Origin of the sequence: Aeromonas sp. 600527 (assembly GCF_049175415.1) — a bacterium.
Classification (GTDB): domain Bacteria; phylum Pseudomonadota; class Gammaproteobacteria; order Enterobacterales; family Aeromonadaceae; genus Aeromonas; species Aeromonas veronii_A.
In genome coordinates, this window is the sequence record NZ_JAAKVA010000004.1 from 38322 (window position 1) to 63204 (window position 24883).

Below are 24883 nucleotides of genomic sequence, written 5' to 3' on the forward strand. Positions count from 1 at the left end.
ATAAGATCACTGATTGAATGTGATACAGGCGCTTGAAACTACCCTCCGGCAGTGGGAGCTGTCAAACCTCAATCGCCCATAGAAAAGCCCGGCACAGGCCGGGCTTTTCACTCTGTGGCAGGGATCACAGCAGGCGGCTCTGGAAGCTGACCCGATCAAATCCGTAGATGTCGTTGCGCAGTTGCTGGCGACCATTTTCGTCGATCCAGCTGCTCCAATAGACGGTAAAGACCGGGATCGGCGTGGTGAGCGGCAACCATTTGGTCTGGCTCTCCTTGAGGATATTGGCCACCTTGTCCGGCTGATAGCGGGAATCTGCCAGCAACAGCTCGGCCAGATCGTCCGCATGTTCCACCCGGATGCAGCCCGAACTGAAGGCGCGTGCCCCCTGCTCGAACAGCGCCTTGCGCGGGGTGGAGTGCAGATAGATAGCGTCATTGTTGGGCAGGTAGAACTTGTAGCGTCCCAGGGCATTGTGATCACCCGGCTTTTGCCGCAGGCGATAGGGGAAACCGGCGGCCAGCGCCTGATGCCACCCCTCTTCGGTGAACTGCACCGGGTTGCCCTCGCTGTCGATCACCTCGAACTGCTCGCGACTCAGATAGGCGGGATCGCGCCCCAACTTGGGCAGGATGTCCTTGCTCAGGATGGAGCGCGGCACATGCCAGGAGGGGTTGAGCACGATGGAGCGAATTTCGCTGGCCAGAATGGGGGTGGCCCGCTGCTCCTTGCCGACAATAACCCGGCTGGTGAATACCTCGTTGCCGGACTCCACCACGCTGAGCCGATAGTCGGGAATATTGACCAGCACATAGCGTGGCTTGCTCAGCTGATCCACAAGATCACGACGCCACAGGTTGCGCAACAGCAAGCTGGCACGCACTTGCGGGCCGGTATTGAGCCAGGAGCGGGTCTGACGGCCGATGATACCGTCCGCGGTGAGCCCATGACGACGCTGGAACTGTTTGATGGCCTGCTCGGTATCACCATCGTAAATCTGATCACCATGGCTCGGAGCACTGTCGCCCAGCTCGTTGAGCATGGCGCGGATCTGACCGAGCTCGGCGGAGCTCTCTCCGGCACGCAGGGTCGGCATATCGAGGGTCGGCCACTTGCTGGCCATCGGCATCGCCAGCAGTTTGTGCACTTTTGCCCGCACCGCCTCGTACTCCGCCACCTGGGGGCGCAGGGATTTCACCTGGGTGAGCAGATCATCATCGCTGGGTTTGGTCACCACAGGGCGCTTCAAATCAAGCTTGAGGGTCTTCATCTGCTCGCGAGAGACCAGATCCATCCCTCGCCAGGCGTGCTGAAAACGGGCTAGCTTGGTAAAGACCTCGTCATAGATAGCACTGCGCTGCGCTGCCGGCGTAGCCTGCAGGCGCTTCCAAAGCGTGAAAAAATCGGGGTGCAGCTGGGCCAGCACAGCTTCTTGCAACTGCTGTTCCAGCTCGACACGGGCCTGTTCGGCCTGACTGCCCTGATACCAGTCATGACGGGTTTCAGTCACCGCCACAACGACTTGAGCCTCTGCCGCGTGCACTAATCCGGCAGGCAAACAGCCAAACCAGAGCAGATTGGCAAGGGCCACCCAATACTTCATCCCCATGGATACCTCAAAACGATTGATGCACGTAGTCAAACACGACCATCAGGCCGCTCATGATGCGTGAATGGCTAACAGTTTGCTAGTTTCCTGGCGCATAGCGTCGCAAGATAATGTCATATTCGTCGCTGCGCTGGAATTCTGCCAAAACCTGGTTGAAACGCTGCAAGAATTGCGGAGAGATGGTGCGCTTGCTCATCATGAAAAAGCCCGGAGATTCATACACGACCATAGGATGATATGAGAACTGACTGCTCATTCCCTCCTTGCTCAACCCACTGGGCGTCGCCAGCATGTCACCGAGGAAGCCGTCGATGCGCCCACGGGCCAGCTTCTCGTAATTCTGTTTGTCGCTCACCGCACTCACCTGGCCGGCATAGCGGCCGAGCAGAGCCATCACTTCATCACCATAAAAATACTCTTTGGTCACGCCGAGGGCGTAGCCTTTAGCGAGCCAGCTAGCCAGATCCTGCTCGGGGTAATGGCTGCCCTTGCGAACCCACAACAGTGTGCGACCCGGATTGTAGGCATCTGAAAACCACGCATAACGGGTGCGCTCATCGTTGATGTTTGCCTCCATCGCCATATCGACCTCGCCTAACTTAACCTCCTGAAGTATGCGCTTCCATGGCAACTCCCTAAACTCGATCTCGCAGCCCATTCTGGTCAAAACCGCAGTGAGCACCTCGGCGGCATAGCCACGCACCTGAGCAGGGTAGCTTTTATCGTGATAGTGATAGGGTGGCCAGTTATCAAAACCGGCCTTGATAGGTGCAGGACAGAGAGTGGAGGCTGAGAGAGATGAAATCCAGCCAAAGAACAAGCACGCCTGGAACATCCACTTCATGGGTCATCCTTGACGAAAAGATGAATCATCATAATTCCTCCCCTGAAAAATGGCGATAGAGGCCGCATCACGGGCAGCATCTGTAAGAATATGACGCAGCAAATTACAGAAAACCTCTTTTTACCAGATAAAATCCTCCCATTACCATGGAGCCCTTGATTACCGTCAATGTTGTCATTAACAAAGAAAGTGCAATGGTGAACGCCTTGATGAGGGGTTGATTTGTGACCAAATATTTTTTTGTGATCCACTATGCTTTTTTTGCAATTGGATTAGCATATGCGCGACATCGGCCTACCAATTTATGTCAGGCATAGAGAGTGATATGACGTACAAAAAGTTTGGTTTTCTGACCGCCATCCTGGCACTGAGCGGTTTCTATCTTTATACCCTCTATCTGGCTGCTCACCCTAACGTGAGCCTGGCCTATCGCCTCTATTATCTGGAGGGTAAAACCCGTTTCTGGGAACACAACTCCAGCATGACCTATCAGCCCGGCAACGAGCTGAACCTGACCAAGCCGAGCCGTTTTCTCTCCAGCGAAGGCTGGGCCAAAAAACCGAGTGACGAAGGCACCCAGCTAAGTGGCAAAGGGGGACTCTATTTTGTGCTACCCAAACAAGCAGCAAAACCGGAACAGTTGACAGTCCATGCCCGCGTCAATAGCCCTGAAGCTGGTGCGCTACTGAAAGTGGCTCTTGGTCACGACTTCACTACTACCGTGAAACTGGCCAAAGCGGGTATCAATGAAATCCGGCTCAACCTGCCAGGAGATTCGCTCACGGCCGATCCCAAGCACCCCAATTTTCTGGCACTCTCGGCACCCACTCCCATCAATGTTCAGTCGGTGCGTTTGACTGTTGCCCAGTGATATGGGTCCCCGATAGCGTTTTATAAAAATAACCAGCCTATAAGGACGTTCTTATGTCGCATCCAGATTTTCGACTCTCTCTGGTTGTTCCCGTTTATAACGAGGAGGAGAGCATCGATGCCTTCATCAGCGCGATAGACAATGAACTGGCCCCGCTCAAAGACCAGCTTGAAATTGTATTCGTCAACGACGGTAGTCGTGACCGTACACGTGAGGTAGTCGAACAGGCAATCGCCCGTGACCCCCGCGTGACCCTGGTCAACCTGGCACGCAACTTCGGTAAAGAGGCAGCCCTGACCGCCGGTCTGCATCAGGCCAAAGGGGATGCCATCGTGCCAATGGACGTGGATCTGCAAGATCCCCCCGCCCTGATCCTGGAGTTCGTGAAACTGTGGCAGACCGGTGACTATGACACCGTCTATGGCATCCGCGTCGATCGTAGCGCCGATACCCCGATGAAGCGTCTGACTGCCGGTGGCTTTTACCGCTTCTTCAACGCCCTTTCCACCAGTACCAAGCTGCCGGAGAACGCCGGTGACTTCCGCCTGATAGACCGCCGCGTAGTAGAGGCGATCAAGCTGCTGCCGGAGCGCAACCGCTTCATGAAGGGGTTGTTTGCCTGGGCCGGTTTCCGTGCCGTTGGCGTCCCCTACGAGCGCCCTGCCCGTCACGCCGGTGAAACCAAGTTCAACTACTGGAAACTGTGGAACTTCGCCCTCGACGGCCTGCTCAGCTTCTCCAGCTGGCCGCTGCGGGTCTGGAGCTATGTGGGTGTCAGCGTCTCGCTGGTAGCCTTCCTCTATATCCTGAAAATCATCACCCAAGTAATCTTCTTCGGCATCGACGTGCCCGGTTACGCCTCCCTGATGTCCGTGGTGCTGTTCCTCGGCGGTATCCAGCTGTTGTCACTCGGCATCATCGGCGAGTACATCGGCCGCATGTTCGTGGAAGTGAAACAGCGCCCGGTCTACCTCATTGAAGGGGTCTATGGCCAGTATGCCAAGCAGGATGCGGCCAAACCGCAGAGCACAGAAAGCAATCCGCAAGAGCAGCAGGAGCAGGCGCCTCAATGATCTCCCGCGAGGAATTCTGGCGGCTGGTACGTTTCGGCTTTGTCGGCGGGGGGGCTACCCTCGTCGACCTTGGCACCTCCATCGCACTGTTTCATACCTGGCCCACCATCTCGGAGCACCTGGTTACCACGTTGGCTTTTGCCATCGCGTTCTGGTTCTCCTTCTTTGGTCACCGCTACATCACCTTCCAGAAGCAGGGAGCCGCCAGCAAGTTTCTGCTGGTCGCCCTCTTCTCGCTTGCGGTGCGTAACCTGATCCTGAGCGGCCTGCTGTTTGCGGGGCTCTCCGGTCTGCTGCCGGTGGTCATCGCCACCCTGACCGTTACCGTCCTCACTTACGTTCTCTCTCGCGTCTGGGTTTTTGCCTGATGAATGATATGACCAATACCGCCCCGTTAACCGGGGCTGCACTCCCGTATCGCCCGTCACTGCGCATCAGCGGTCGTGACTGGCTGATGATCATCGCCGCCTTCATGCTGAGCCGGGTGGCGCTGTATGGCATGGGCTACTTCGGTGTCCAGCTCTATGGCTCCCCCGACATAGGCCCGCTGCAGGCCTATTGTCAATTCGACTGCGTCTGGTTCCAGCGCATCATCGAGAACGGCTACGACCTCTACCCGCGCTGGCTGAGCAAGGGCAATGCGGCCAACTGGGCCTTTATGCCGCTCTACCCGATGGTCTCCGGTGCCATCTCCAACCTGTTCAATGTCGAGAGCCTGATCGGCCTCATCATTGTGGCCAACGCCTCCTTCTTCGCCAGCCTGCCGCTGATGCTGCTGGTGCTGCGTCAGCTTAAACTGGGTGACGATACCGCTCGCTTCGGTGTCTGGCTGCTCGCCTTCTCACCCTTCTCGGCCTACTTCGTCTCCGGTTATACCGAGTCGACCTTTATGGCGCTGATGCTGGGGATGTTCCTGTTCGCCTATCGAGAGCAGTGGCTGATGGTGGCCGTGCTGGGGGTCTGTATCTCCGCCACCCGCAACCTGGGGGTGATGATGGTCTTCCCGGTGCTGATCCTGGCGCTGCAGGCCTACGGCTGGCGGGAATTTTTCCGCTTCACCGAGCGCGCTTTCAAGGTGGTCTTCACCCTCTGGATGATCCCCTTTGGCCTGTTTGCCTACATGGTCTACCTCTATCACCTGACCGGCGATGCCTTCGCCTTCAAGCACATTCAGGTGGCATGGGGTCGCTACATGGACAGCCCGCTGGACTGGTGGCTGAGCGGTTTCGAGCTGGGCGGCCGCAAGGCTTATCTCTCCATCATGGTGATTTTCGGCTGGTGTCTGAACGGCTACCTGTTCAGCCAGAAACGCTGGGCCGAAGCGACCCTGATGTTCATCTGCTGCACCATTCCGCTGATGACCGGCCTCAACGCCATGCCACGCTACATGTTCGGGCTCTATCCGACCCTGCTGGCCATCATTCTGCTGACCCATCGCTGGCCCGCTATCCGCCCTGCAGTGCTCTGCATCAGCGGCATGGTGGCCTCCTTCATCGCGGTGGCCTTCGTCAACTTCAAGTTCTTCACCGTCTGATGTGACGAAAATGCCTGACACACCAAATGCCGGTCACCTGACCGGCATTTTTTTATGGCCGCTATTTTTATCAACAGAGCCTCCCATCTCCTCTCCGTCACACTTTCCTCGGCTTGAAAACGTAACCATTTGAACTGATGTCACAAATTGGCATTTTGCCGATCCAAGGCGCGCTTTGCTGCTCCTAGAATGGGCCCTTGTCCGAACTGCCCTGCTCAAGGAATGGCTTATGCGTCGTGCTCAAAACTTATCCCCCCTCTTGCTCGCCCTGATGGCCGCCCCTCTGTTCACCCCACAGGCGATGGCCGCTTCCGAGGTTCACCTCTATGTGGATGGTCAGCCGGTGGCGACCCCGATTTCGCTGGACAAGGGCACGGTGGAGCTGACCCATCCCCTTGCCAAGGGGAGCCACCAGATCCGCATCAGTGACGCAGGCAACAGTTGCGGCACCAGCTTTGGCCCGAGCGAGAGCAAGCCGCTTCCCTTCGGCACCGCACAGCCCATGGACAAATGCAGCAAGGATCAGAGCTTTACCTTGCGGGTGATGCTGGCCGGGGAATATCAGTTCACCTTCAACCCGGATACCCCCAGCCTCAAGGTGCTGCGGGCGACCAAGAAGAGCGAGTTCAAGCGCCAACCACCACAAGAGCCCTGCATCAGCTGGGATGGCGGCCCGGTCACGGTGTCGCTGAAAGGGGTCTGGCCCGACGACACCCGACTGAGGGATGCCTACTCGAAACAGGAGGCGGTGGTCAAACAGGGCAAGCTGACCCTGACCCCGAGTAAAGAGAGCGGCGGCCTGCTGCTGCTCGAGCCGGTCAAGGCAGCCAAGCCAGCACCGTTCAGCTGGGATCAGGCGAGCGTCTATTTTCTGCTGACCGATCGCTTCCACAATGGTGACCCCGCCAACGACCACAGCTTCGGCCGCCAGAAGGATGGACAGGATGAGGTGGCCACCTGGCATGGCGGTGACTTCAAGGGACTGACCGAGAAGCTCGACTACATCAAGAGCCTCGGCATGAACGCCATCTGGATCACCCCCATGGTGGAGCAGGTGCACGGCTTTATTGGCGGTGGCGAGCAGGGCAACTTCCCCTTCTACGCCTACCACGGCTACTGGGCGCTCGACTTCACCAAGATTGACCCCAACTACGGCGATGAAGAGAGTCTGAAAACCCTGGTGGATGAGGCCCACAAGCGCGGCATGCGGATCATCCTCGACGTGGTGATGAACCACGCCGGTTACGCCACCCTCGCCGACTTGCAGGATTTGGGGCTCACCGAGCTAACTCAGAACAGCAGCAAACTGCCGACCGTCTGGAACCAGTGGCGTCCGAGCGGTGGCCTCAACTGGCATGGTTACAACCAGTTCATCGACTATCAATCACCCGCGTGGAACAAGTGGTGGAGCGGTGACTGGGTGCGCGCCGGTCTGCCCGGCTACCCACAGCCCGGCACCGACGATGTGACCGGTTCGGTGGCGGGGCTGCCGGACTTTCTGACCGAATCGGCCAAACCGGTAGGGCTGCCGCCGTTGCTGGCGGCGAAAAAAGATACCAAAGCCAAGGCGCTGCCCAACGCCACCGTGAGCGACTACCTGATCGCCTGGCACACCGACTGGGTGCGCCGCTTTGGCATCGACGGCTTCCGCGCCGACACCGTCAAGCATCTGGAGCCCGAGGTGTGGGCCAAGCTCAAGCAGGCGGGCACCGCTGCGCTCAAGGAGTGGAAGACTGCCAACCCGGGCAAGGCCCTCGACGATCTGCCCTTCTACATGGTGGGTGAGGTGTGGGATCACGGGGTGGCCAAGGATTTCTGGTATCAGAACGGTTTCGACTCCCTGATCAACTTCGACTATCAGCGCGAGTTCGCACTGTCACAGGCCCAGTGCATGGCCAGCGCCGAGCCCACCTATGCCAGCTACGCCAGTCGCATCAATCAGGATCCCGAGTTCAACGTGCTGAGCTACATCAGCTCCCACGACACCAAGTTGTTCTTTGGCGACTATCAGGATGTGCCGCTACAGCGCCGGGTCGCCAACAGCTTTATGCTGCTGCCGGGTGGCATCCAGATCTACTACGGCGACGAGTCCGGCCGCGGGCTGGCCAAGGATGGCGGGGTGTTCGATCAGGCCTTGCGCTCGGATATGAACTGGCAGGAGCTGACCAGCGGCGACAAGGCTGAGCTGGTCAAGCACTGGCAGCAACTGGGCCAGTTCCGCGCTGCCCATCCGGCCATTGCGGCAGGCAGCCACCAGAAACTCTCGGATGCCCCCTACGCCTTCGTGCGGGAGAAGGGGGATGACAAGGTGGTGGTGGTCTTTGCCGGTCGGCAGAAGTAACTCTTGGGCCATATATACCAGCAACAGAGAGGGGAGCCACTGGCTCCCCTCTCTCGTTTATCTATCTGCCAAGGCTCACTGTGACTGGCACGCCGCCACCGGCCACTGCAACCGCGCCTTGAGCAGGGTCTCCTGCCACAGAGGCCAAGAGAGCAGCGCCTGCTGATAGACTCCCGCCTGACCGGGCAACAGGATGCCGTAGCTGGCCAGCCGATAGGCCATCACCGCATAGAAGGCATCGACAATGCCTGCCTCGCCAAAGTAGAAGGGGCCCCGCGTCTGCGACCAGATCTCCTGCAAACGGGCCAGCTCACCGACCGCCTCCACCGGGGGATCGATACGGGTTGGCGCCCCAAGAAAGAAGGGGAGCAGAGAACGGATCTGCCGAAATCCTGCATGCAACTCGGCGCAGAGGCTGCGAGCCTGTGCCCGCTCGGCCAGCGAAACAGGATAGAGCTGGCGGTCGGGACAGAGCTCGTCAACATATTCGGCGATGGCCAGCGAGTCGTGAACACGCACGCCATCGTGTTCGAGCCAGGGCACCAGACCGGCCGGTGCCAGCCGCTTGAGCCGCGCCAGCGACTTGGCATCCTCCAGATCGAACACCTGCTCCTGCCACGTCAGCCCGCTCATGGCGAGCACCAGTGCCGCCCGCATCGCCCAGGTGGAGCCGGTGCCCACCGCCAATACCAAGGATCCCATCTGTTGCCTCCTGCATGAGTTGCCTGCGACCGGCCTGTCTGCCCTTGATAGCAAAACATCCGATGGTCGCTTCACATTTGCGCACCGGCGGGTTTGACCCTCTTGGTGAGCGATGCTAGTTTGATTTTTCAAAACAATCAGTTAGCAACAATGTGAGCCATTAACCGAAATATGGACAGCCAATTTACCATCGTCATCGCAGATGACCACCCCCTGTTTCGGGGCGCCCTTTACCAAGCGGTGCACATGGCCATCAACGACGCTCAATTGCTGGAAGCGGACTCCATCGACAGCCTGACCAGCCTGCTCGGCGAGCACCCCGAGGTCGACCTGTTGCTGCTCGATCTCAAGATGCCCGGAGCCAATGGCTTCGAGGGGCTAGCCCACCTGCGCGGCCAGTATCCCGACCTGCCCATCGTGGTGGTCTCCGCCTCGGAAGATGCGGCCATCATCCAACAGGTGTTGCGGCTTGGGGCGCTCGGCTTTATTCCCAAGTCGGTACCGATGAAGGAGCTGGTCAACGCCCTCAATACGGTGATCGGGGGGGATAACTGGGTGCCGGAAGGCATCTCGCTCCATCCCGAATCGGAAGATGGCCCCGATTTCGCCAGCAAGCTGGCCAGCCTCACCCCCCAGCAATACAAGGTGCTGATCATGCTGCGCGATGGCAGCCTCAACAAACAGATCGCCTGGGAGCTCAACGTCTCAGAAGCCACCATCAAGGCCCATATCACCGCCATCTTCAGAAAACTGGGGGTCAAGAACCGCACTCAGGCGGTTATCGCCCTGCAACAGCTCGATATCAAGGAGAACTGACCCCCGCGCGCAGTGACACGCGGGAGACGACATAGCCAGCCATGCTGGCTATTTGTTGCTCGACAATTAGCACGATCGTACTTTATGCTGCCAGCGCCAACGAGGAGAGAGTGATGAGCAAAGGGCGCCTGACCCGGGAAACCATTTTGCAGACTGCCTTCGAGCAGGCGAGCCAGCAAGGGCTGGAGAGCCTGACCATAGGCTCGCTGGCCAGCGCCTGCGAGATGTCGAAAAGCGGCCTGTTTGCCCACTTTCAATCCCGCGACAATCTGCAGATCGCCGTGCTGGAGTACGCCGCCGAGGTGTTCCGGCTGCGGGTGATCCAGCCGGTACGCCAGCAGGAGCACCAGAGCCAGCACGACAAGCTGATCGCCCTGCTGCGTGCCTGGCAGACTTGGAACCACTGCTTAGCCGGACGCTGCATGTTCCTCGACGCCTGGACCTCGGTGCAGGATGGCCATGAGCAAGAGAGCCCTGTACAACAAGCCGCTCGGCAACTGGTGCGCTTCTGGCTCGACTATCTGGCCCGTCAGGTGGTGCAGGGGCAGGCCGCAGGCGAGTGGCGACAGGAGATGGATCCCTGGCGCGCCGTTTATCGCCTCTATGGCCTCTATCTGGCGGATCAGGTGTTCAACGATCTCGAACTGTGTCAGGATCCGGCCCGCCACTTCTGGCCCGAAGTGGACGCTCTGCTGAGCAGCTGGCGCTGATGTTTTGGCATCCGTTCAACACGAATTTTTAAAAACCAACAAAAAAGCACGACCGTTCGCACATAAAAACCACAGGATGACCATGAGCAGCAAGATCTACTTCAACACCCGCCGCTTCAGCCCGAGCAAATGGCTGCTGGGGATAGGCTCCCGCTTACACCACAGACTCGCCCCCACCCATGCCAAGCGCACCGCCAGCAAGTTGCTGCTCACCCCCCAGCGCAACCAGCGCGGTGGCCACGAACCTGCCGGTCTGGTGAAGCAGGCCGTCCATACCAGCGAAGGGGTATTGATGAGCTATCGGCTCGGTCAGGGGCCGCAGTGGCTGCTGATGCACGGCTGGTCCGGCAGCGCCAGCCAGTTCTATCCGCTGATGAGCCATATCGCCGCGCAGGGTTTCACCGCCATTGCCTACGATCATCCGGCCCACGGCCAGAGCGCGGGCAACACTGGCCACCTGCCCCGTTTCGTGCGCGCCTTCGACGAGCTGGCGACCAGGCTGGCCAGCGAAGCAGGCCCGTTGCAGGGGGTCATCGCCCACAGCATGGGGGGGGCCGTTACCCTCTCCAGCCGTCAGCCGGGTATCGATACCCTGCCGCTGCTGTTGATTTCGCCGGTGCTCGACTATGTGCCCCAGCTCTACGGCATGGTGGCGCGCTCCGGCTACTCCATCCGGCTGTTCGATGCGGTGGTCAAGGAGATTGAGCAAGAGTACCAGCATCCCTTGAGCACGGTCGATCCGCTGGGTCGCCTAGCCAGTCGCAGCGGCGCGGCGATAATCGTGCATGACGAGGAGGACAGATTTGCCCCACACGGCGATTCCTTGCGGGCCAGTCAGGATGGTCATACCCGGCTGGTGAGCACCCGGGGACTGGGCCATGGTCGCATCCTCGCCAGCGCCCCGGTATTCGCCGCCTTCGATCAGCTGGCTCGGCCGGAAAATCCTCACCGGGCTCTTTGACATGGGGCCATGAAAAAAACGGGCAAGCGCCCGTTTTTATATTTGATACAGCGCCTTATAGTTAACTTGTCAGTGGGAACGCCCCTCCCGGGCCAACAATAAGGCGCCAGCATATGGCCAGACCCAATACAGCGTTGTTGCTCACCGGTGGCGGTGCTCGTGCCGCCTATCAGGTCGGTGCCCTCAAGGCGATTGCGGAGCTCTACCCGCGCAATCTCGGCATCCCTTTTCCCATCCTGTGCGGCACCTCGGCGGGGGCCATCAATGTCACTGCACTGGCCTGCTACGCCTCCTGCTTCCATCTGGGGGTTCGCAAGCTGGAGTGGGTCTGGCGCCGTTTCGAGACTCACCACATCTTCGATTTTCACCCCGGGCGACTGCTGTGGCGGTTGTTGTACGAAGGGTCGGCGGGGCTGATCAATCCCCACACCAACCACGCCTTTCACCTGTTTGACAACGCGCCGCTGCACCGCCTGCTGGATCAGCTCATCGACTATCACCGCATCGATGACAACATCCTCTACGGCAGTCTGGAGGCGCTGGCCATCACGGCGTCGGATTACGATGACGGTCTCTCCACCACCTTCTTTCAGGGGCGGGCCGAGCACCATCCGTGGGAGCGGGCGAGACGGCGCGGGGTGCGCACCGTGCTTACATCGGAGCATCTGCTCGCCTCCTCGGCACTGCCCTTCGTTTTTCCGGCCACCCGGATCGGCGAGAAGTTCTACGGCGACGGCTCCATCCACCAGCTAAGCCCACTCAGCCCCGCCATCCATCTGGGGGCGGAGCGGATCCTGCTGATCACTCTGGATCCGCCTGAGCACTCAGCACCGACCCATCACCACGGCCACCTCACCAGCTCCAATATCGCCAGCCATCTGCTCGATACCGTCTTTACCGACACCCTCAACTCCGACCTGGAGCGACTGTGGCGCATCAACCAGACACTGGATCTTATCCCGCTACGGGAGCGCAACCGCCTGCAATTGAAACGGGTGGAGACCTGCGTGCTGAAACCGAGTCAGGATCTCGACATCATGGCGCTGGCCTATCTGCGCAAGCTGCCGCTGCAGTTGCGCCGCCTGTTGCGGGTATTGGGCGTGAAGGGGGATGAGACCAGCAGTCTGGCCAGCTTTTTGATGTTCTATCCGGGTTATTGCCAACAGCTGATCAAGCTGGGCTATCAGGACACACTCAGGGAGCAGGAGCGGGTTGCCGCCTTCCTCGATATCGGAAGGATGCCAACAGAACGGGAGTAAAGGGGCTCACGGCCGCTAAGTGCAAGGGGACTCAGCGTCCCTCCAGCAAACGCTGCTCCGCCTGCTCCATCGCCACCATGGTACCAAACAGGATCAGCCGATCGCCAGCCGCCAGCACCAGCTCGGGTCTGGGCTCGAGACTCAGCTCCCCGCGCTGCACCTCCTTGATCCGCACCTCATCGAGCGGCAACTCGCGCACTTCACGACCTACTGCCCACGCCTGATCATGCAGCAACAGCGGATGAAGACGCTCGAGAAGCTGATCCGCCTCCAGATTGCTGGCACTCTGATCCCCCCAGTAGAAGCCGTGCAGGAAGCGATACTGGCTGCTGCGCTCCAGCTCCATCCGACGGATCACACGGCCTATTGGGATATCGCAGTTGAGCAGCAGATGGGAGACCAGCATCAGGGCCCCCTCCTGGGATTCGGGGATCACCTCGAAGGCCCCCGCCTGCTTGTACTGCTCCAGAAAACTGTCATCCCGGGTACGCACCAGCACCTTGAGATCCCCCGCCAGTTCGCGGATCAGTGCCAGCATCGCCTCCACTCGCTTGCGATCATCGAAGGTGATGATGACCAGCCGTGCTCGCAGCAGCCCGGCGGCCAGCAGAATATCGCGGCGGCTGGCGTCGCCGAAGGCCACCTGCTCCCCCGCCAGCTTGGCCTCGCTCACCCGCTCGGGGTCCAGATCGAGGGCCAAAAAGGGGATCTCCTCGAGCTTGAGGAAGCGGGCGCAGGTCTGCCCGGCCCGGCCAAACCCGGCGATGATGACGTGCTGGCTCTTGCTCAGGCCCGACTGTGCCACCTCGGAGCGAGTCAGCAGCGCCGGATCGGTGAGACTGCGGGCCAGCGAATGGGCCTGAGTCACCAGCCAGGGGGTCATGGCGATGGAGATGATGCCGATACCGATCAGCAGGGAGACCAGTTGCTGATCCAGCAAGCCGTGGTGGAGCGCCAGCGCCAGCAACACGAAGCCGAACTCCCCCACCTGACTCAGCATGATACCGGCGGCCATGCTGTCGCGCTTGCGCTCCCCCAGCAGCCGCCCGGCCAGCAGCACCAGCAGGGATTTGCACAACACCAGCAGCACCACGCAGATCAGTACCTGCCACCATGCCCGCGCCACCAGCTCCCACTCCATGGCCATGCCGATGGTGATAAAAAAGAGCCCCATCAGCACGTCGCGAAACGGTTTGATGTCCACTTCCAGCTGATGACGGTAGTGGGACTCCCCCAGCATCATCCCCGCCAGAAACGCCCCCAACGCCATCGACAGCCCCAGCGAATGGGTCATGAACGCGGCGAGCAGCGCCACCAGCAGGGCACTCAGCACAAACAATTCATCGGAGCGGGCCCGCGCCACCTCGTGAAACAGCAGCGGCAGCAACCACTTGCCCACCGCCAGCAGGGTGAAGAGGGAAAACAGCCCCTTGAGGGTGGCCCAGGCGATCTCGGCGGCCAGGGCGCTCCCCTGCACTTCCGGCTGGGCGAGGATCGGGATCATCACCAGAAGGGGCACCACCGCCAGATCCTGAAACAGCAGCACGCTCACCCCCAGCTGGGCTCGGCGGGTATGGAGCTGTTTCTGCTCGCCGAGCTGCTTGATCACCACAGCCGTGGAGGAGAGCGCCAGCGTCCCCGCCACCACCAGTGACTGGGCCAGACCCAGCCCCCACCACCAGCCGATGACGAAGAAGAGCAGCGAGGTGAGCAGCACCTGCAGCACCCCCACCCCCAGCACCAATCGGCGCATCGCCAGCAATTTCGGCAGGGAGAACTCCAGCCCCAGCGAGAACATCAGAAAAACGATCCCGAGCTCGGCAATGGTCTGCATGATCGACTGGCCGGTGATCACCGCCAACCCGTGGGGGCCGAGCAACACGCCGGCAATCAGGTAGGCGAGGATCACCGGCAAGCCGAGGCGCCGGAAAGTTGCCACCAGCAGCACGGCGGCGAACAACAGGATCAACAGGTCGGTGTACAAATTTCCCTCTCCTTTTATCGACTTAAGCTTAGTCAGCCGATCTGGCGGGCAGGAAAGATATATTGGGCATGCCAATTGCAGGGAGGAGACAGTAGTCAGGTGTTACAGGTGGAAGACCATGGAAAATACGTCGTCACTTAATGGCTTTAGCCATGGCATCGAGCAGTGGGTTCGCCAGATGGAGCGGCTCACGCCGTTGCCCAGCGTTGAACGCAACCAGTTGCTCGAGCAGTTGTTGGGGCAGAGCGATCTCGGCGGTCTGCTGACAACTTTTGCCGATCGTGCGGCAAGAATTGTCAGGATCCACGGTCTCTACCTCGATTGTGGCCAGCCCCATGTGCTGATCCAGCACCCGCCGCTGGCCACCCTCAACCTGCACAACTATCCGTTCGAGCTGCGCGGTCAGCATGGCCAGCTGCTCGGCCAGCTCCACTACGAGCTGGAACATCCGCTGAGCGGCAGCCAGCAACGGGTACTGATGCAATACCATCAGCTACTCTGCTTGCTGCTCCCCCTCTATCTGCGGCTGGAAAAACTGGATCAGCTGGTCCGGCTCGATCACCTGACCGGCCTTGGCAACCGCTCCTACTTTGACGAGGCCATCGGTCGCGCCATCGAGCAGCACAGCCGAGAGCCCCACGGTCTGGTGCTGGTGCTGCTGGATCTCGATCGCTTCAAGCAGATCAATGATACCTGGGGCCATCCGGTGGGGGATCTGGTGCTGAGCCGCTTCGCCCAGCTGCTCAAGGGGTGCATCCGCAGTACGGATCAAGCCTTCCGGCTCGGGGGAGATGAATTTGCCCTGCTGCTGCAACCGGCCGAACCCGAGGCGTGGCGCCCGGTCTGGCTGCGACTGCAGCATATGTTGATGACCAACAAGGAGCTCAGCACCTTCTCGGTCGGATGCAGCCTTGGCGCCGCCAGCTGGCAATCCGGGGTCGATGTGCCGAGCCTCTACGAGGCGGCCGACAGTCACCTCTACGCCCGCAAAAAAGCCGGCAAGGCCAGCCCTAACGAATAATCCCGAACTCTTCTTTGCTCCGGCACATGCGCGCCATGTGACCGGAGCTTCTTTTTTTGGGGCTAATCCTCCCTCACACCGAGATCACCTCATGCAAGATCCTGCTCGGGCAGGATGGGGGCGGCACCGTTTCCCTGCCAGTGGCAAACCAGCCCGGCACTCTGTGCCATAAAACCGTCGCAGACAAAGAGCCCCACCACCGCCGCCACCTGCTCGCCATAGTAGAGGATGGGAATGCGTCCCCGTTGCCACGAGGGAACACCATACTCTTGCAGCAGCTTCTTCATCCGCCGACTACCGCTTCGCCCCACCGGTTTGAGGGGGATCCCGGGCGCTACCTGAAAACGCACCGAGAGCGGCTCGTCCGCTCGGGGGGAACGCAGCAGATCCTCGCCGTGCTCCGCCATGCGCACCACCAGCTCGCCCAAACCATCCGGCAGGGTCAGCGGCTCGCCCACAATCATCGGCAACACCTGATGACAAGGTTGCAAGTCAGGGCTCACCAGATAGAGCCGCTCCTGAAAACGGCGGCAGCTCTGGCGCCCCCAGTTGAGCTGGGGGTTGGCATCGCCGCGCGCCAACGCGACCTCCTGCCACAACCGGGCAAGCTGCTCGCGGGATGGCATCTCGCCCCCCTGACGGCGGATCCAGTAGCGCAGCAGGTTGTTGCGCCGGGTGGGAGAGAGGGCGTGCAGCGGGCCGATATGGAGCGCCTCCCCCTCGCCCGCCAGCTGCCAGTCACTCTCGGCCAACTCATCCAGCAGCGCCTCCTGCTCGGCGCACAGGGCCATGCTGCGCGCCGCGGTCTGGGCCATGGCGGGCCAGCGCGCTTTGAGCTGGGGGATAAGCGTCTGGCGCAAAAAGTTGCGGTCATAGCTCACGTCCTGATTGCTCTCATCTTCCACCCAGCCAAAGGGGAGGCTCGCCGCCGCCTCGGCCAGCTCGGCACGACTCATATCGAGCAGCGGGCGCAGCAACAGGCCACCGGCAAAGGGCTGGCTTGGCAAGATCCCCGCCAGACCGCGCAGACCGGCGCCGCGCTTGAGGGCCAGCAGCAGGGTCTCCAGCTGATCGTCCTGATGGTGAGCGGTGAGCAGCCACTCCCCCTCCCGCATCCGGGCGGTCAGCCGCTGGTAACGGGCTGTGCGCGCCTGCGCCTCCAGACTCTCGCCATTGCCACGGGCCAGAGTCACCCGCTCGACCAGCAGCTCCACCGCCAATTGCTGACACACGGCTTCACAATGAGCGACCCACTCATCGGCATGGGGACTGAGGCCGTGGTGCACGTGCAGGGCGCGAACTGGCAGGCCATGCTCGCGGGCATACTGCGCCGCCAGCACCAGCAGCAGGGTGGAGTCGAGGCCGCCACTGAAGGCCACCAGCAGACCGGTGGAACCTTCCGGCGCTGGCATAGTCAGACAAAAGCGAGAATAAAGATGAGAAATCATAGGCTTCCCCAAAACGGACCGGCCGATCTTAGCAGAGTCGGGCTTATCAAGCTGCAACCCTGCTGCTAGAGTGAGGCTCGCCCGCCCTCTCCACCAGGCTGGCCGCAAGGCGGTCGCACAACCGGTTGGAGCAAGGAAGATGGGCAGGGAAGCAAACAATCGGAATTGGAATCAAACAAGATGAACAATAAGAAAAGCTTACTGGCCGGCCTGATTGGACTGGCACTGCTGGCTGGCTGCAGTCAGGCACCGCAAGACTCCCCCAAACACTCCGGGCTGGCGCTGGCCAATATGGACACCCTGGTCAAACCCGGCGATGACTTCTTCCGCTACGTCAATGGCAAGTGGCTCGCCACCGCCAAGATCCCCGACGATCGCCCCGCCGATGGCGCTTTCTACATGCTGCGGGACAAATCCCTCGCCGATGTGCGGGTGCTGGTCGAGGGGCTGGCCAAGCAGGAGGCCGCCACCGGCACGCCAACCCAGCAGATCCGCGATCTCTACGCCAGCTATCTGGATCAGGCAGGCCGTGACGCCAAGGGGCTCACCCCGCTGGCACCGGCGCTGGCCGATATCGACCGGATCGGTGATCAGGCTGCGCTGGCCCGCGCCTTTGCCCAGTCGGGCCGCATGGGCGGCGGCGCGCCGTTCGGCATCTGGATCGACGCCGATGCCAAGTCCCCCGACCGCTATGCGGTCTACCTCTATCAAGGTGGACTGGGGCTGCCGGATCGGGACTACTACCTCAAGCAGGATCCCGACAGTCAGGCCCTGCGCCAGAAGTACCAACAGCATATCGCCGCCATGCTGAGCCGCCTCGGTGAGTCTGACCCGAGCGGCAAAGCCAAACGGATTCTGGCCCTCGAAACCCGGCTCGCCACCATCCAGTGGGACAACGTCGCCCTGCGGGATCGGGAGAAGAACTACAACAAGCGCCCCGCCAGCGAACTGGCACGGCTCGCCCCCCATCTCGACTGGCAGGCTTATCTCAATGCCGCGGGCATTGCTGGCCAGCCGGAGCTCATTATCGGTCAGCCGACCTATCTGAGCGCGTTGGATCAGGTGATGGCCCAAACCCCCATCGCCGACTGGCAGGCCTACCTCAAGTGGCAACTGCTGACCGACTACGCCCCCTATCTCGACAGCGAGACCGACCGCGCCAACTTCGCCTTCTACGGCACCACATTGAGCGGCACGCCCAAGCAGCGCGCCAGCTGGGAGCGGGCGCTCGGGGTCCTGAACGATCATCTGGGTGAAGCGGTCGGCCAGCTCTATGTGGCTCGCTACTTCCCGCCAGCAGCCAAGGAGCGGATGGAGCAGTTGGTGGAGAACCTGCGCACCGCCTACGGCCAGAGCATCAAGGAGCTCGACTGGATGTCGCCCGAGACCAAGGCGCAGGCACTCGAGAAGCTGGCCAAGTTCCGCCCCAAGATCGGCTACCCCGACAAGTGGAAGGATTACAGCGCCATCACTATCAAACCGGATGATCTGGTGGGCAACCTGCAACGCTCACAAGCCTTTGAATATGCAGACAGCCTGGCGCGCCTCGGCAAGCCGGTCGACAGGGACGAGTGGCACATGTCGCCGCAAACGGTGAACGCCTACTACAACCCGAGCAACAACGAGATCGTCTTCCCGGCGGCTATTTTGCAGCCCCCCTTCTTCGACATGACGGCGGATGATGCGGTCAACTACGGCGCCATCGGCGGGGTCATTGGTCACGAGATGGGCCACGGTTTTGATGATCAGGGGGCCAAATCCGACGGTGACGGCATGATGCGCGACTGGTGGACGCCACAAGATCTCAAGGAGTTCCGCTTCCGCACCAGCCGGCTGGTGGCCCAGTACAACCGCTTCGAGCCCATCAACGGCCAGTTCGTCAACGGCCAGTTCACCCTGGGGGAGAACATCGGCGATCTGGGCGGCCTCACCATAGCCCACAAGGCCTACGAGCTGTCGCTTGATGGCAAGGAGGCGCCGGTGCTGGATGGCTTTACCGGCGAACAACGCTTCTTCCTCGGCTGGGCGCAGGTGTGGAAGGGGATGTATCGCCCCGAGCTGATGCAGATGCTGCTGCGCTCCGACCCCCACTCGCCGCCCGAGTACCGGGTCAACGGCGTAGTGCCGAACATTCCCGCCTTCTACGAGGCATTCAACATCCAGCCGGGGGACAAGCTCTATCTGCCACCCCAAAAACGGGTGAAGATCTGGTAATGCACGCCTCTTGTGAGGCATAACAGAGGGGCAGATGCCATGTGTCGGCACCGCCCCATCTCCATACGTTGACGTCAGTGAACGGCCATGCCGCTCACCGCAGTAACAAGAGTAACGCCTATGAAAACCTTGCTGATGACACTCGGTCTGCTCGCTCTGCCCTTGACCGGCCAGGCAGCGGAGAGCTTCTTCAAACAGCTGACACTCCCCTCCGGTCAGGTGATCACGGTGGCCGAAGGACGCGGTGAACCCGCTTCCATCGGCAGCTACGATGTGCGCCTCTACTCCGGTGCCAATCCCCAGTTTCCGCTGGATCAGTTCATCGACGGCAAGGTGCTGCCGCGCGATGGATCCATCAAGGAGCTGAAATTGCTGGATCTCAACGGTGACAAACAGCCCGAGCTGGTGGTCATCATGGAGAGCGCCGGCAGCGGCAGCTACCTGAGCGCCGACGCCTTTACCATCAGTACGCAGGAGGGGCTCGACACCTTCAACCATGTCGAGGGACTCGGGCCAAAGGAGGATGTGATCGAGGCGCTCAAGGATCCCAAGGATTAAGGCGCGGCAGCCCCCCGTGCTTCAGAAATAGAAAAAGCCCTGACCTTCAGGGCTTTTTTGTATCCAGAATCGGCGACGCCTCTACTCAAGGCGAGTGGCCTTTGTGCGCACCAGCGGCAGCGCCATCTCGTGCTGAGCCGCCACCAGTTGCAGCTCGTAGGCTCCCGCCAGCCAGGTCCGGGAAAGCACTGCATCCACGCTGGCGTTGGTAAGTTCGAACGCCGCTACCGGGGTACAACCGGCCAGCAGATTGGCCAGCATGGTGGCGCTCAGCAGATCCCCCACCCCGATGGGGTGGCGAGCAAAAGGGTAGAGCGGGCGGGAGAGGTGAAAGGTTCCCTCCTCGCACACCAGCAACATCTCGAAGCGGTCCATGGCAAAGCCGGCCTTGCCCAGATGCTTGACCATCACCAGCTTGACCCCTTGCGCGCGCAGTTGCTGGCACGCCTCGATGGCCTCCGGCACATTGCGGATATCGCGGCCGGTGAGCTGTTCCAGCTCCAGCAAATTGGGGGCCAGCATATCGGCGCAGGCCAGTGCCCTGGTTTTCAGAAAATCGGCGACGCCGGGTGCCACTATGCACCCCTTGTCGGGGTGACCCATCACAGGGTCACAAAAGTAGAGGGCGGCCGGATTGAGCGCCTTGAGCCGGGCCACCGCCGCCAGGATCTCCTCCCCCTGTTTGGCCGAGCCGAGGTAGCCGCTCAAGATCGCATCGCACTCGGCCAGCACACCGATCTCCGCCAGGCCGTTTACCAGCTGACGGATATGACCGCCGGGCATCACCATCCCCTGCCAGCCTTCGCGGTATTGGGTGTGGTTGGAGAACTGCACCGTATTCATCGGCCACACCTCGATCCCGAGGCGACGCATGGGAAAAACGGCGGTGCTGTTGCCGGCACAGCCAAAGACTACGTGGGATTGAATGGAGAGCACTCGCTTCATGATTGGCGACTCACGCAATAAGAACAGGAATTCCGGAGGGAAAAACGGGCCTTGCGGCCCGTTGTTGTCACTTTCGACTGTTGTCACTGTCGATTAACGCAGCACCTTGACGGTGTAGCTGCCATCGGCCTGACGATAGAGGCCGTGGATGTCGGTCTCGAAACCCGGGTAGTGGGCACCGATCTCGCACAGCATCTCGAGGAACTCGAGCACCGGCAGAGAATCCTGGGTCACCATCTCGCCCGGCAGTACCAGCGGAACTCCCGGCGGGTACGGCAGGATCATGTTGGCGCTGATGCGGTCAACCATGTCACGCAGCGGCACTTCCACCACGTTGCCGGCCAGCTCCTGCTGCCATGCGGCGTGCGGAGTCATCTTCATCTCCGGCAGTACGTCGAACGCCTTGAACATCAGCTCCGGCAGACGGTACTTGCTGGTCAGCTCGTGAATGCGCTGGGCCAGCTCCTGGATACGCATCCCTTCGTAGAAGCTCGGGTCTTCACGATAGAGGCTCGGCAGGATGCTCTTGATGGTCAGGTTCAGGTCGTAGCCGCGCTTGAACTCGGTCAGGGCGCGCAGCAGCTGCATCGCCTTGGACTGATCGATACCGATGGAGAAGAGGAACAGCATGTTGTACGGGCCGGTCTTCTCGACCACGATGCCGCGCTCGTCCAGGAACTTGGAGACCAGAGAGGCAGGGATGCCCTTCTCCAGCAGCTGGCCGTCACGACCCATACCCGGAGTCAGCAGGGTGACCTTGATAGGGTCCAGGTACATGTGGTTGTCATCGATGTCCTTGAAGCCGTGCCAGTCATCTTTCGGATCCAGCTTCCAGCACTCGACGGTGTCGATGTTGTCCGGCTGCCATACGTCGAAGAACCAGCCTTCGCTCTGATCACGCAGACGCTTGATCTCTTTGCGGAAGGAGATGGCGCGATCGATGGAGTCCTTGATCAGACGCTTGCCGGTGTTGCCACGCATCATGGCAGCAGAGATCTCGGTCGATGCCACGATGCCGTACTGCGGCGAGGTGGAGGTGTGCATCATGAAGGCTTCGTTGAAGGTCTCTTCCTCCACGTCACCCTTGATGTGGATCATCGAGGCCTGGGAGAAGGCCGCCAGCAGCTTGTGGGTGGACTGGGTTTCGTAGAACACCTTGCCCGGCATCGCTTCGCCGCTCATGCCGCACTTGCCTTCATAGATCGGGCTGAAGTTGGTGTAAGGCACCCAGGCACTGTCGAAGTGGATGTAAGGAGTGTCCAGCGCCTCCTTGATGAAACCGGTGTTGTAGAGCAGGCCATCATAGGTGGAGTTGGTGACCACGGCGTAACGGGGAGCCTGGGCACCCGGTGTCGCGGCAACCTTGGCAGCGATGGTGTCGCGGCTGAATTCGCTCTGCGGGATACCACCCAGAATGCCGTAGGCGTTGCGGGTCGGACGGAAGTAGATCGGGGTCACGTCGTTCATCATCATCAGATGAGTGAGCGACTTGTGGCAGTTACGGTCAACCAGCACTGTGCTGCCGGCCGGCGCTGAGTACATACCGACGATCTTGTTGGCAGTGGAGGTGCCGTTGGTAACGATATAGGAGCGATCGGCGTTGAAGGTACGGGCGATGTACTCTTCGGCTTCCTTGTGCGGACCTGAGTGATCCAGCAGGGAGCCCAGCTCCGGCATGGAGATGGAGACGTCGGCCTTGAACGCGTTCGGGCCGTAGAAGTCATAGAAGATGCTGCCGGCCGGGCTCATCTGGAAGGCGGTACCGCCCATGTGACCCGGCGTACAGAAGGTGTATTTACCCTCTTCCACGTACTTGAACAGTGCCTTGGTGAACGGCGGCAGGATGGCGTCCTGATACTCCTGAGTGGCCTGACCCATCTTGAGGGCGATGTCGTCGGCCATGCCGAGACGGTACTCGAAGAAGTGCACGTTCAGACGCAGGTCGGTCAGGTGAATATCCAGGGTGGACTGGTCGTTGGCGAAGGCGAAGATCGGCAGCTTCTCGTTGCGATCGTGGATCTCCTTGCACAGACCCAGAGAGTATTTGTCCCAGTCGAAGATGGCGCCGCAAACGCGGGGGTTCTTCTCGATCAGTTTCAGCAGGTCGGCGACGTCGACCGGATAAACAACCTCGAAACCCTTGCGCTCGAGGGAGGCTTGCAGCTGGCGAATGGGTTCTTCTTTAAAGAAAACGCCCAGGTGGTTGAGGATGGCAATGATATTCATCGTAATGCTCCACACGTAAAGGGGCGCTCTCCATCAGGGATGGTGAGTGAAGAGCGCTCGGAAGATAAAAGGGGGAATTAGTTGCTGGGTTGTTCGCTCAGCAGGGCATCGTGCTGACGCAGACCCTGTTTTTTGGCGTAGAACATCAGGATGATGAGCGACACCACGAAGGTAGCGGTGAGGTTGGAACCCTTGGCACCCATCAGGGCCACCAGACAGAAGACGCAGGCCACACCGGAGAAGATCATCGCGCCGATGCTGCGGGAGGTCATGCCTTCGAAGCGGATCAGGTTAATGCTGGAGTAGAAGTAGGGCAGCATGGTCAGCAGCACCGCATCTGTGGTCAGCACGTTGAAGAGATCGGCAGCGTGGGCAGACTGGGATGTGAAGGCGGTCAGGCCAACCATCAGGGCAGTCATCTTGAGGGAGCCCAGGATCAGACCCTTCTTGGCCACGCCGTTCTTGTCCACTTCGCCGTAGATTTTCGGGAAGTTGCCGTCGTTGGCGGCACGCTTGCCCGCCTCGCCTACCAGCATCATCCAGGAACCGAGCGAGGTGAAGCAGGCCAGAGCGGTGAAGGCAGAGACAAACGGTGCAGACCAGCTACCGAAGATGGCGGAAGAGGCCATGGCAAACGGGGCGCCGGAGGCAGCCACTTCACCGGCCGGGAACATGCCGCTGATCACCTGGGTAGAGAGGATGTAGATAACACCCGCGATACCGGTACCCAGCATGGTGGCGAGCGGTACGGTGCGCTTGGGGTTCTTCACCATGCCGGAAGAGACGGCGGCAGATTCAACACCGACGAAGGACCAGAGGCAGATCAGCACGGCACTGATGACCGCATGCAGGTCGCTGCCGCTGGTGGTGTTCCAGTTCTGGCTGTAGACGGCGCTGTCAAAGTGAGTCCAGCCCACCAGAGCGGTACCCACCACCGGCAGCAGGATCAGTACCAGACCCAGAGTACAGAGTCGGCTCACCCAGCTACCGCCCAGCAGGTTGACGAAGGTGAAGATCCAGACGGCGGCGATGGTGGCCGCAGCGGCCGGGATCGGGCTGTTGAGAATGGGGAAGAAGACGGAGAGGTAGGAGACGCCGGTAATGGCGATGGCCAGGTTACCTATCCAGTTGGCGTGGTAGTAGAGCACACCGGTCTGGAAACCGAATACCGGAGAGATTTCACCGGCGTAGGCAATGGGGCCACCCTCTTGCGGGTTCTTGGTAGCCAGGCGGGCGAAAACGAAGGCGAGGCCCATGGCGCCTACCAGACAGATAGCCCAGCTGAATACAGAAATGGAACCTATGTTGGCCAGTGCCGAAGGCAGCAGTGCGATACCGCTCCCCATCATGTTGCCGGCCACCACACCTGTACAGGCGATAAGGCCAATCTTCTTGCTCGTATCTAGGGACATAAGATCTCCGGTTCTATAAAAGGTCGGGTCGTCACATACACATTTGGCGGAACGCCCCGCCAAAGAATGGGCACAGACTAGACCTCTCATCCCCGGAAAACATAAAGACCAGCTAACGGATAAAAATATGAGGCAACTTTTTTCGCCGCCTCGTCACTTTTGATAAAAACCATTTAAAAACAGTCAATTGACATCACATCACACAGCCTTATTGATAAAACCTTGATATCCGGCCAACCCGTTTTTGCCCCTTGATAACCCCCTTATCTCGCCGTCTTGATATTTTTGGTCAGATAAACCCGGGATAAAGCAGCGCCCATTGCGCCCCCTGCCCTTGCGGCCATTTGGAAGCCCT

The 24883-nt window shown here is 60.3% G+C and carries 20 protein-coding genes; 12 read left to right on the plus strand and 8 right to left on the minus strand.

Translation table 11 applies throughout. The features are described from left to right. Positions 1 to 124: 124 nt before the first annotated feature. Both G5154_RS07290 and G5154_RS07295 read right to left on the minus strand, forming a co-directional pair. Positions 125 to 1609 (minus strand): L,D-transpeptidase family protein, encoded by a 1485-nt coding sequence (locus tag G5154_RS07290; protein WP_236347378.1) that lies wholly within the window; start codon positions 1607 to 1609, stop codon positions 125 to 127. A gap of 79 nt (positions 1610 to 1688) precedes the next feature. Then, on the minus strand, positions 1689 to 2453 hold the full coding sequence (locus tag G5154_RS07295) for a substrate-binding periplasmic protein (protein WP_419772924.1): 765 nt from the start codon (positions 2451 to 2453) through the stop codon (positions 1689 to 1691). Between the two features lie 325 nt (positions 2454 to 2778). Here G5154_RS07295 and G5154_RS07300 point away from each other — a divergent pair, with 325 nt between their 5' ends. The 5 genes from G5154_RS07300 (at position 2779) to G5154_RS07320 (ending at position 8272) form a co-directional block, all read left to right on the plus strand. Next, positions 2779 to 3324 (plus strand): hypothetical protein, encoded by a 546-nt coding sequence (locus G5154_RS07300; protein WP_005347826.1) that lies wholly within the window; start codon positions 2779 to 2781, stop codon positions 3322 to 3324. A 53-nt stretch (positions 3325 to 3377) separates the two neighbouring features. Continuing rightward, on the plus strand, positions 3378 to 4397 hold the full coding sequence (locus G5154_RS07305) for a glycosyltransferase family 2 protein (protein ID WP_005347828.1): 1020 nt from the start codon (positions 3378 to 3380) through the stop codon (positions 4395 to 4397). Continuing rightward, positions 4394 to 4765, plus strand: coding sequence for a GtrA family protein (locus tag G5154_RS07310; protein WP_005338463.1), 372 nt, complete (start codon positions 4394 to 4396; stop codon positions 4763 to 4765). The genes G5154_RS07305 and G5154_RS07310 overlap by 4 nt, the downstream gene beginning before the upstream one ends. After that, positions 4765 to 5931, plus strand: a complete 1167-nt coding sequence (locus G5154_RS07315; protein WP_201994861.1) for a hypothetical protein — start codon at positions 4765 to 4767, stop codon at positions 5929 to 5931. Before G5154_RS07310 ends, G5154_RS07315 begins: the two co-directional genes overlap by 1 nt. Positions 5932 to 6160: 229 nt before the next feature. Then, positions 6161 to 8272 (plus strand): alpha-amylase, encoded by a 2112-nt coding sequence (locus G5154_RS07320; protein WP_421250635.1) that lies wholly within the window; start codon positions 6161 to 6163, stop codon positions 8270 to 8272. 75 nt (positions 8273 to 8347) lie between these two features. On the opposite strand, the gene G5154_RS07325 is transcribed toward G5154_RS07320, so the two are convergent. Continuing rightward, positions 8348 to 8974 (minus strand): glutathione S-transferase, encoded by a 627-nt coding sequence (locus G5154_RS07325; RefSeq protein WP_421250636.1) that lies wholly within the window; start codon positions 8972 to 8974, stop codon positions 8348 to 8350. 171 nt (positions 8975 to 9145) lie between these two features. On the opposite strand from G5154_RS07325, the gene G5154_RS07330 reads away from it, so the two are divergent. The 4 genes from G5154_RS07330 to G5154_RS07345 all read left to right on the plus strand — a co-directional run bounded on the left by G5154_RS07330 (position 9146) and on the right by G5154_RS07345 (position 12720). Next, positions 9146 to 9790: a response regulator gene (locus G5154_RS07330; RefSeq protein WP_005347836.1), complete on the plus strand. Its 645-nt coding sequence runs from the start codon at positions 9146 to 9148 to the stop codon at positions 9788 to 9790. Positions 9791 to 9903: 113 nt separating this feature from the next. After that, positions 9904 to 10500 (plus strand): TetR/AcrR family transcriptional regulator, encoded by a 597-nt coding sequence (locus G5154_RS07335; RefSeq protein ID WP_421250637.1) that lies wholly within the window; start codon positions 9904 to 9906, stop codon positions 10498 to 10500. A gap of 82 nt (positions 10501 to 10582) precedes the next feature. Further along, complete coding sequence (locus tag G5154_RS07340) at positions 10583 to 11461, plus strand: alpha/beta hydrolase (protein WP_421250638.1); 879 nt, start codon at positions 10583 to 10585, stop codon at positions 11459 to 11461. A 113-nt stretch (positions 11462 to 11574) separates the two neighbouring features. Beyond that, positions 11575 to 12720: a patatin-like phospholipase family protein gene (locus G5154_RS07345; protein ID WP_421244223.1), complete on the plus strand. Its 1146-nt coding sequence runs from the start codon at positions 11575 to 11577 to the stop codon at positions 12718 to 12720. A gap of 31 nt (positions 12721 to 12751) precedes the next feature. Here G5154_RS07345 and G5154_RS07350 read toward each other — a convergent pair whose 3' ends face one another. Then, a complete protein-coding gene (locus tag G5154_RS07350; RefSeq protein WP_421263915.1) occupies positions 12752 to 14704 on the minus strand; it encodes a cation:proton antiporter in 1953 nt (650 codons plus the stop codon). Between the two features lie 118 nt (positions 14705 to 14822). Between G5154_RS07350 and G5154_RS07355 the strand changes: the two genes are divergently transcribed. Next, a complete protein-coding gene (locus G5154_RS07355) occupies positions 14823 to 15725 on the plus strand; it encodes a GGDEF domain-containing protein (protein WP_005347848.1) in 903 nt (300 codons plus the stop codon). 89 nt (positions 15726 to 15814) lie between these two features. On the opposite strand, the gene tilS is transcribed toward G5154_RS07355, so the two are convergent. Next, positions 15815 to 17173: a tRNA lysidine(34) synthetase TilS gene (gene tilS / locus G5154_RS07360; protein ID WP_421250640.1), complete on the minus strand. Its 1359-nt coding sequence runs from the start codon at positions 17171 to 17173 to the stop codon at positions 15815 to 15817. Positions 17174 to 17353: 180 nt separating this feature from the next. Between tilS and G5154_RS07365 the strand changes: the two genes are divergently transcribed. Together G5154_RS07365 and G5154_RS07370 are read left to right on the plus strand one after the other, a co-directional pair. Further along, a complete protein-coding gene (locus G5154_RS07365) occupies positions 17354 to 19387 on the plus strand; it encodes a M13 family metallopeptidase (protein ID WP_337072423.1) in 2034 nt (677 codons plus the stop codon). Positions 19388 to 19507: 120 nt separating this feature from the next. Beyond that, on the plus strand, positions 19508 to 19945 hold the full coding sequence (locus G5154_RS07370; RefSeq protein ID WP_421250641.1) for a PliI family lysozyme inhibitor of I-type lysozyme: 438 nt from the start codon (positions 19508 to 19510) through the stop codon (positions 19943 to 19945). 81 nt (positions 19946 to 20026) lie between these two features. Here the strand turns inward: G5154_RS07370 and pdxY are convergent, their stop codons facing one another. The 3 genes from pdxY to cadB form a co-directional block, all read right to left on the minus strand. Beyond that, positions 20027 to 20890: a pyridoxal kinase PdxY gene (gene pdxY / locus G5154_RS07375; RefSeq protein ID WP_421250642.1), complete on the minus strand. Its 864-nt coding sequence runs from the start codon at positions 20888 to 20890 to the stop codon at positions 20027 to 20029. A 93-nt stretch (positions 20891 to 20983) separates the two neighbouring features. Then, entirely contained in the window at positions 20984 to 23116 is a 2133-nt protein-coding gene (locus G5154_RS07380) for a lysine decarboxylase CadA (RefSeq protein WP_058059046.1), read from the minus strand. Positions 23117 to 23193: 77 nt separating this feature from the next. Next, entirely contained in the window at positions 23194 to 24528 is a 1335-nt protein-coding gene (gene cadB / locus G5154_RS07385; protein WP_337072425.1) for a cadaverine/lysine antiporter, read from the minus strand. Positions 24529 to 24883 lie beyond the last annotated feature (355 nt).

Excerpts from the sequence above, each read along its gene's own strand:
- G5154_RS07290 (WP_236347378.1), bottom strand. The coding sequence starts at position 1,609 with ATGGGGATGAAGTATTGGGTGGCCCTTGCCAATCTGCTCTGGTTTGGC.
- G5154_RS07295 (WP_419772924.1), bottom strand. The coding sequence starts at position 2,453 with ATGAAGTGGATGTTCCAGGCGTGCTTGTTCTTTGGCTGGATTTCATCT.
- G5154_RS07300 (WP_005347826.1), top strand. The coding sequence starts at position 2,779 with ATGACGTACAAAAAGTTTGGTTTTCTGACCGCCATCCTGGCACTGAGC.
- G5154_RS07305 (WP_005347828.1), top strand. The coding sequence starts at position 3,378 with ATGTCGCATCCAGATTTTCGACTCTCTCTGGTTGTTCCCGTTTATAAC.
- G5154_RS07310 (WP_005338463.1), top strand. The coding sequence starts at position 4,394 with ATGATCTCCCGCGAGGAATTCTGGCGGCTGGTACGTTTCGGCTTTGTC.
- G5154_RS07315 (WP_201994861.1), top strand. The coding sequence starts at position 4,765 with ATGAATGATATGACCAATACCGCCCCGTTAACCGGGGCTGCACTCCCG.
- G5154_RS07320 (WP_421250635.1), top strand. The coding sequence starts at position 6,161 with ATGCGTCGTGCTCAAAACTTATCCCCCCTCTTGCTCGCCCTGATGGCC.
- G5154_RS07325 (WP_421250636.1), bottom strand. The coding sequence starts at position 8,974 with ATGGGATCCTTGGTATTGGCGGTGGGCACCGGCTCCACCTGGGCGATG.
- G5154_RS07330 (WP_005347836.1), top strand. The coding sequence starts at position 9,146 with ATGGACAGCCAATTTACCATCGTCATCGCAGATGACCACCCCCTGTTT.
- G5154_RS07335 (WP_421250637.1), top strand. The coding sequence starts at position 9,904 with ATGAGCAAAGGGCGCCTGACCCGGGAAACCATTTTGCAGACTGCCTTC.
- G5154_RS07340 (WP_421250638.1), top strand. The coding sequence starts at position 10,583 with ATGAGCAGCAAGATCTACTTCAACACCCGCCGCTTCAGCCCGAGCAAA.
- G5154_RS07345 (WP_421244223.1), top strand. The coding sequence starts at position 11,575 with ATGGCCAGACCCAATACAGCGTTGTTGCTCACCGGTGGCGGTGCTCGT.
- G5154_RS07355 (WP_005347848.1), top strand. The coding sequence starts at position 14,823 with ATGGAAAATACGTCGTCACTTAATGGCTTTAGCCATGGCATCGAGCAG.
- tilS (WP_421250640.1), bottom strand. The coding sequence starts at position 17,173 with ATGATTTCTCATCTTTATTCTCGCTTTTGTCTGACTATGCCAGCGCCG.
- G5154_RS07365 (WP_337072423.1), top strand. The coding sequence starts at position 17,354 with ATGAACAATAAGAAAAGCTTACTGGCCGGCCTGATTGGACTGGCACTG.
- G5154_RS07370 (WP_421250641.1), top strand. The coding sequence starts at position 19,508 with ATGAAAACCTTGCTGATGACACTCGGTCTGCTCGCTCTGCCCTTGACC.
- pdxY (WP_421250642.1), bottom strand. The coding sequence starts at position 20,890 with ATGAAGCGAGTGCTCTCCATTCAATCCCACGTAGTCTTTGGCTGTGCC.
- G5154_RS07380 (WP_058059046.1), bottom strand. The coding sequence starts at position 23,116 with ATGAATATCATTGCCATCCTCAACCACCTGGGCGTTTTCTTTAAAGAA.
- cadB (WP_337072425.1), bottom strand. The coding sequence starts at position 24,528 with ATGTCCCTAGATACGAGCAAGAAGATTGGCCTTATCGCCTGTACAGGT.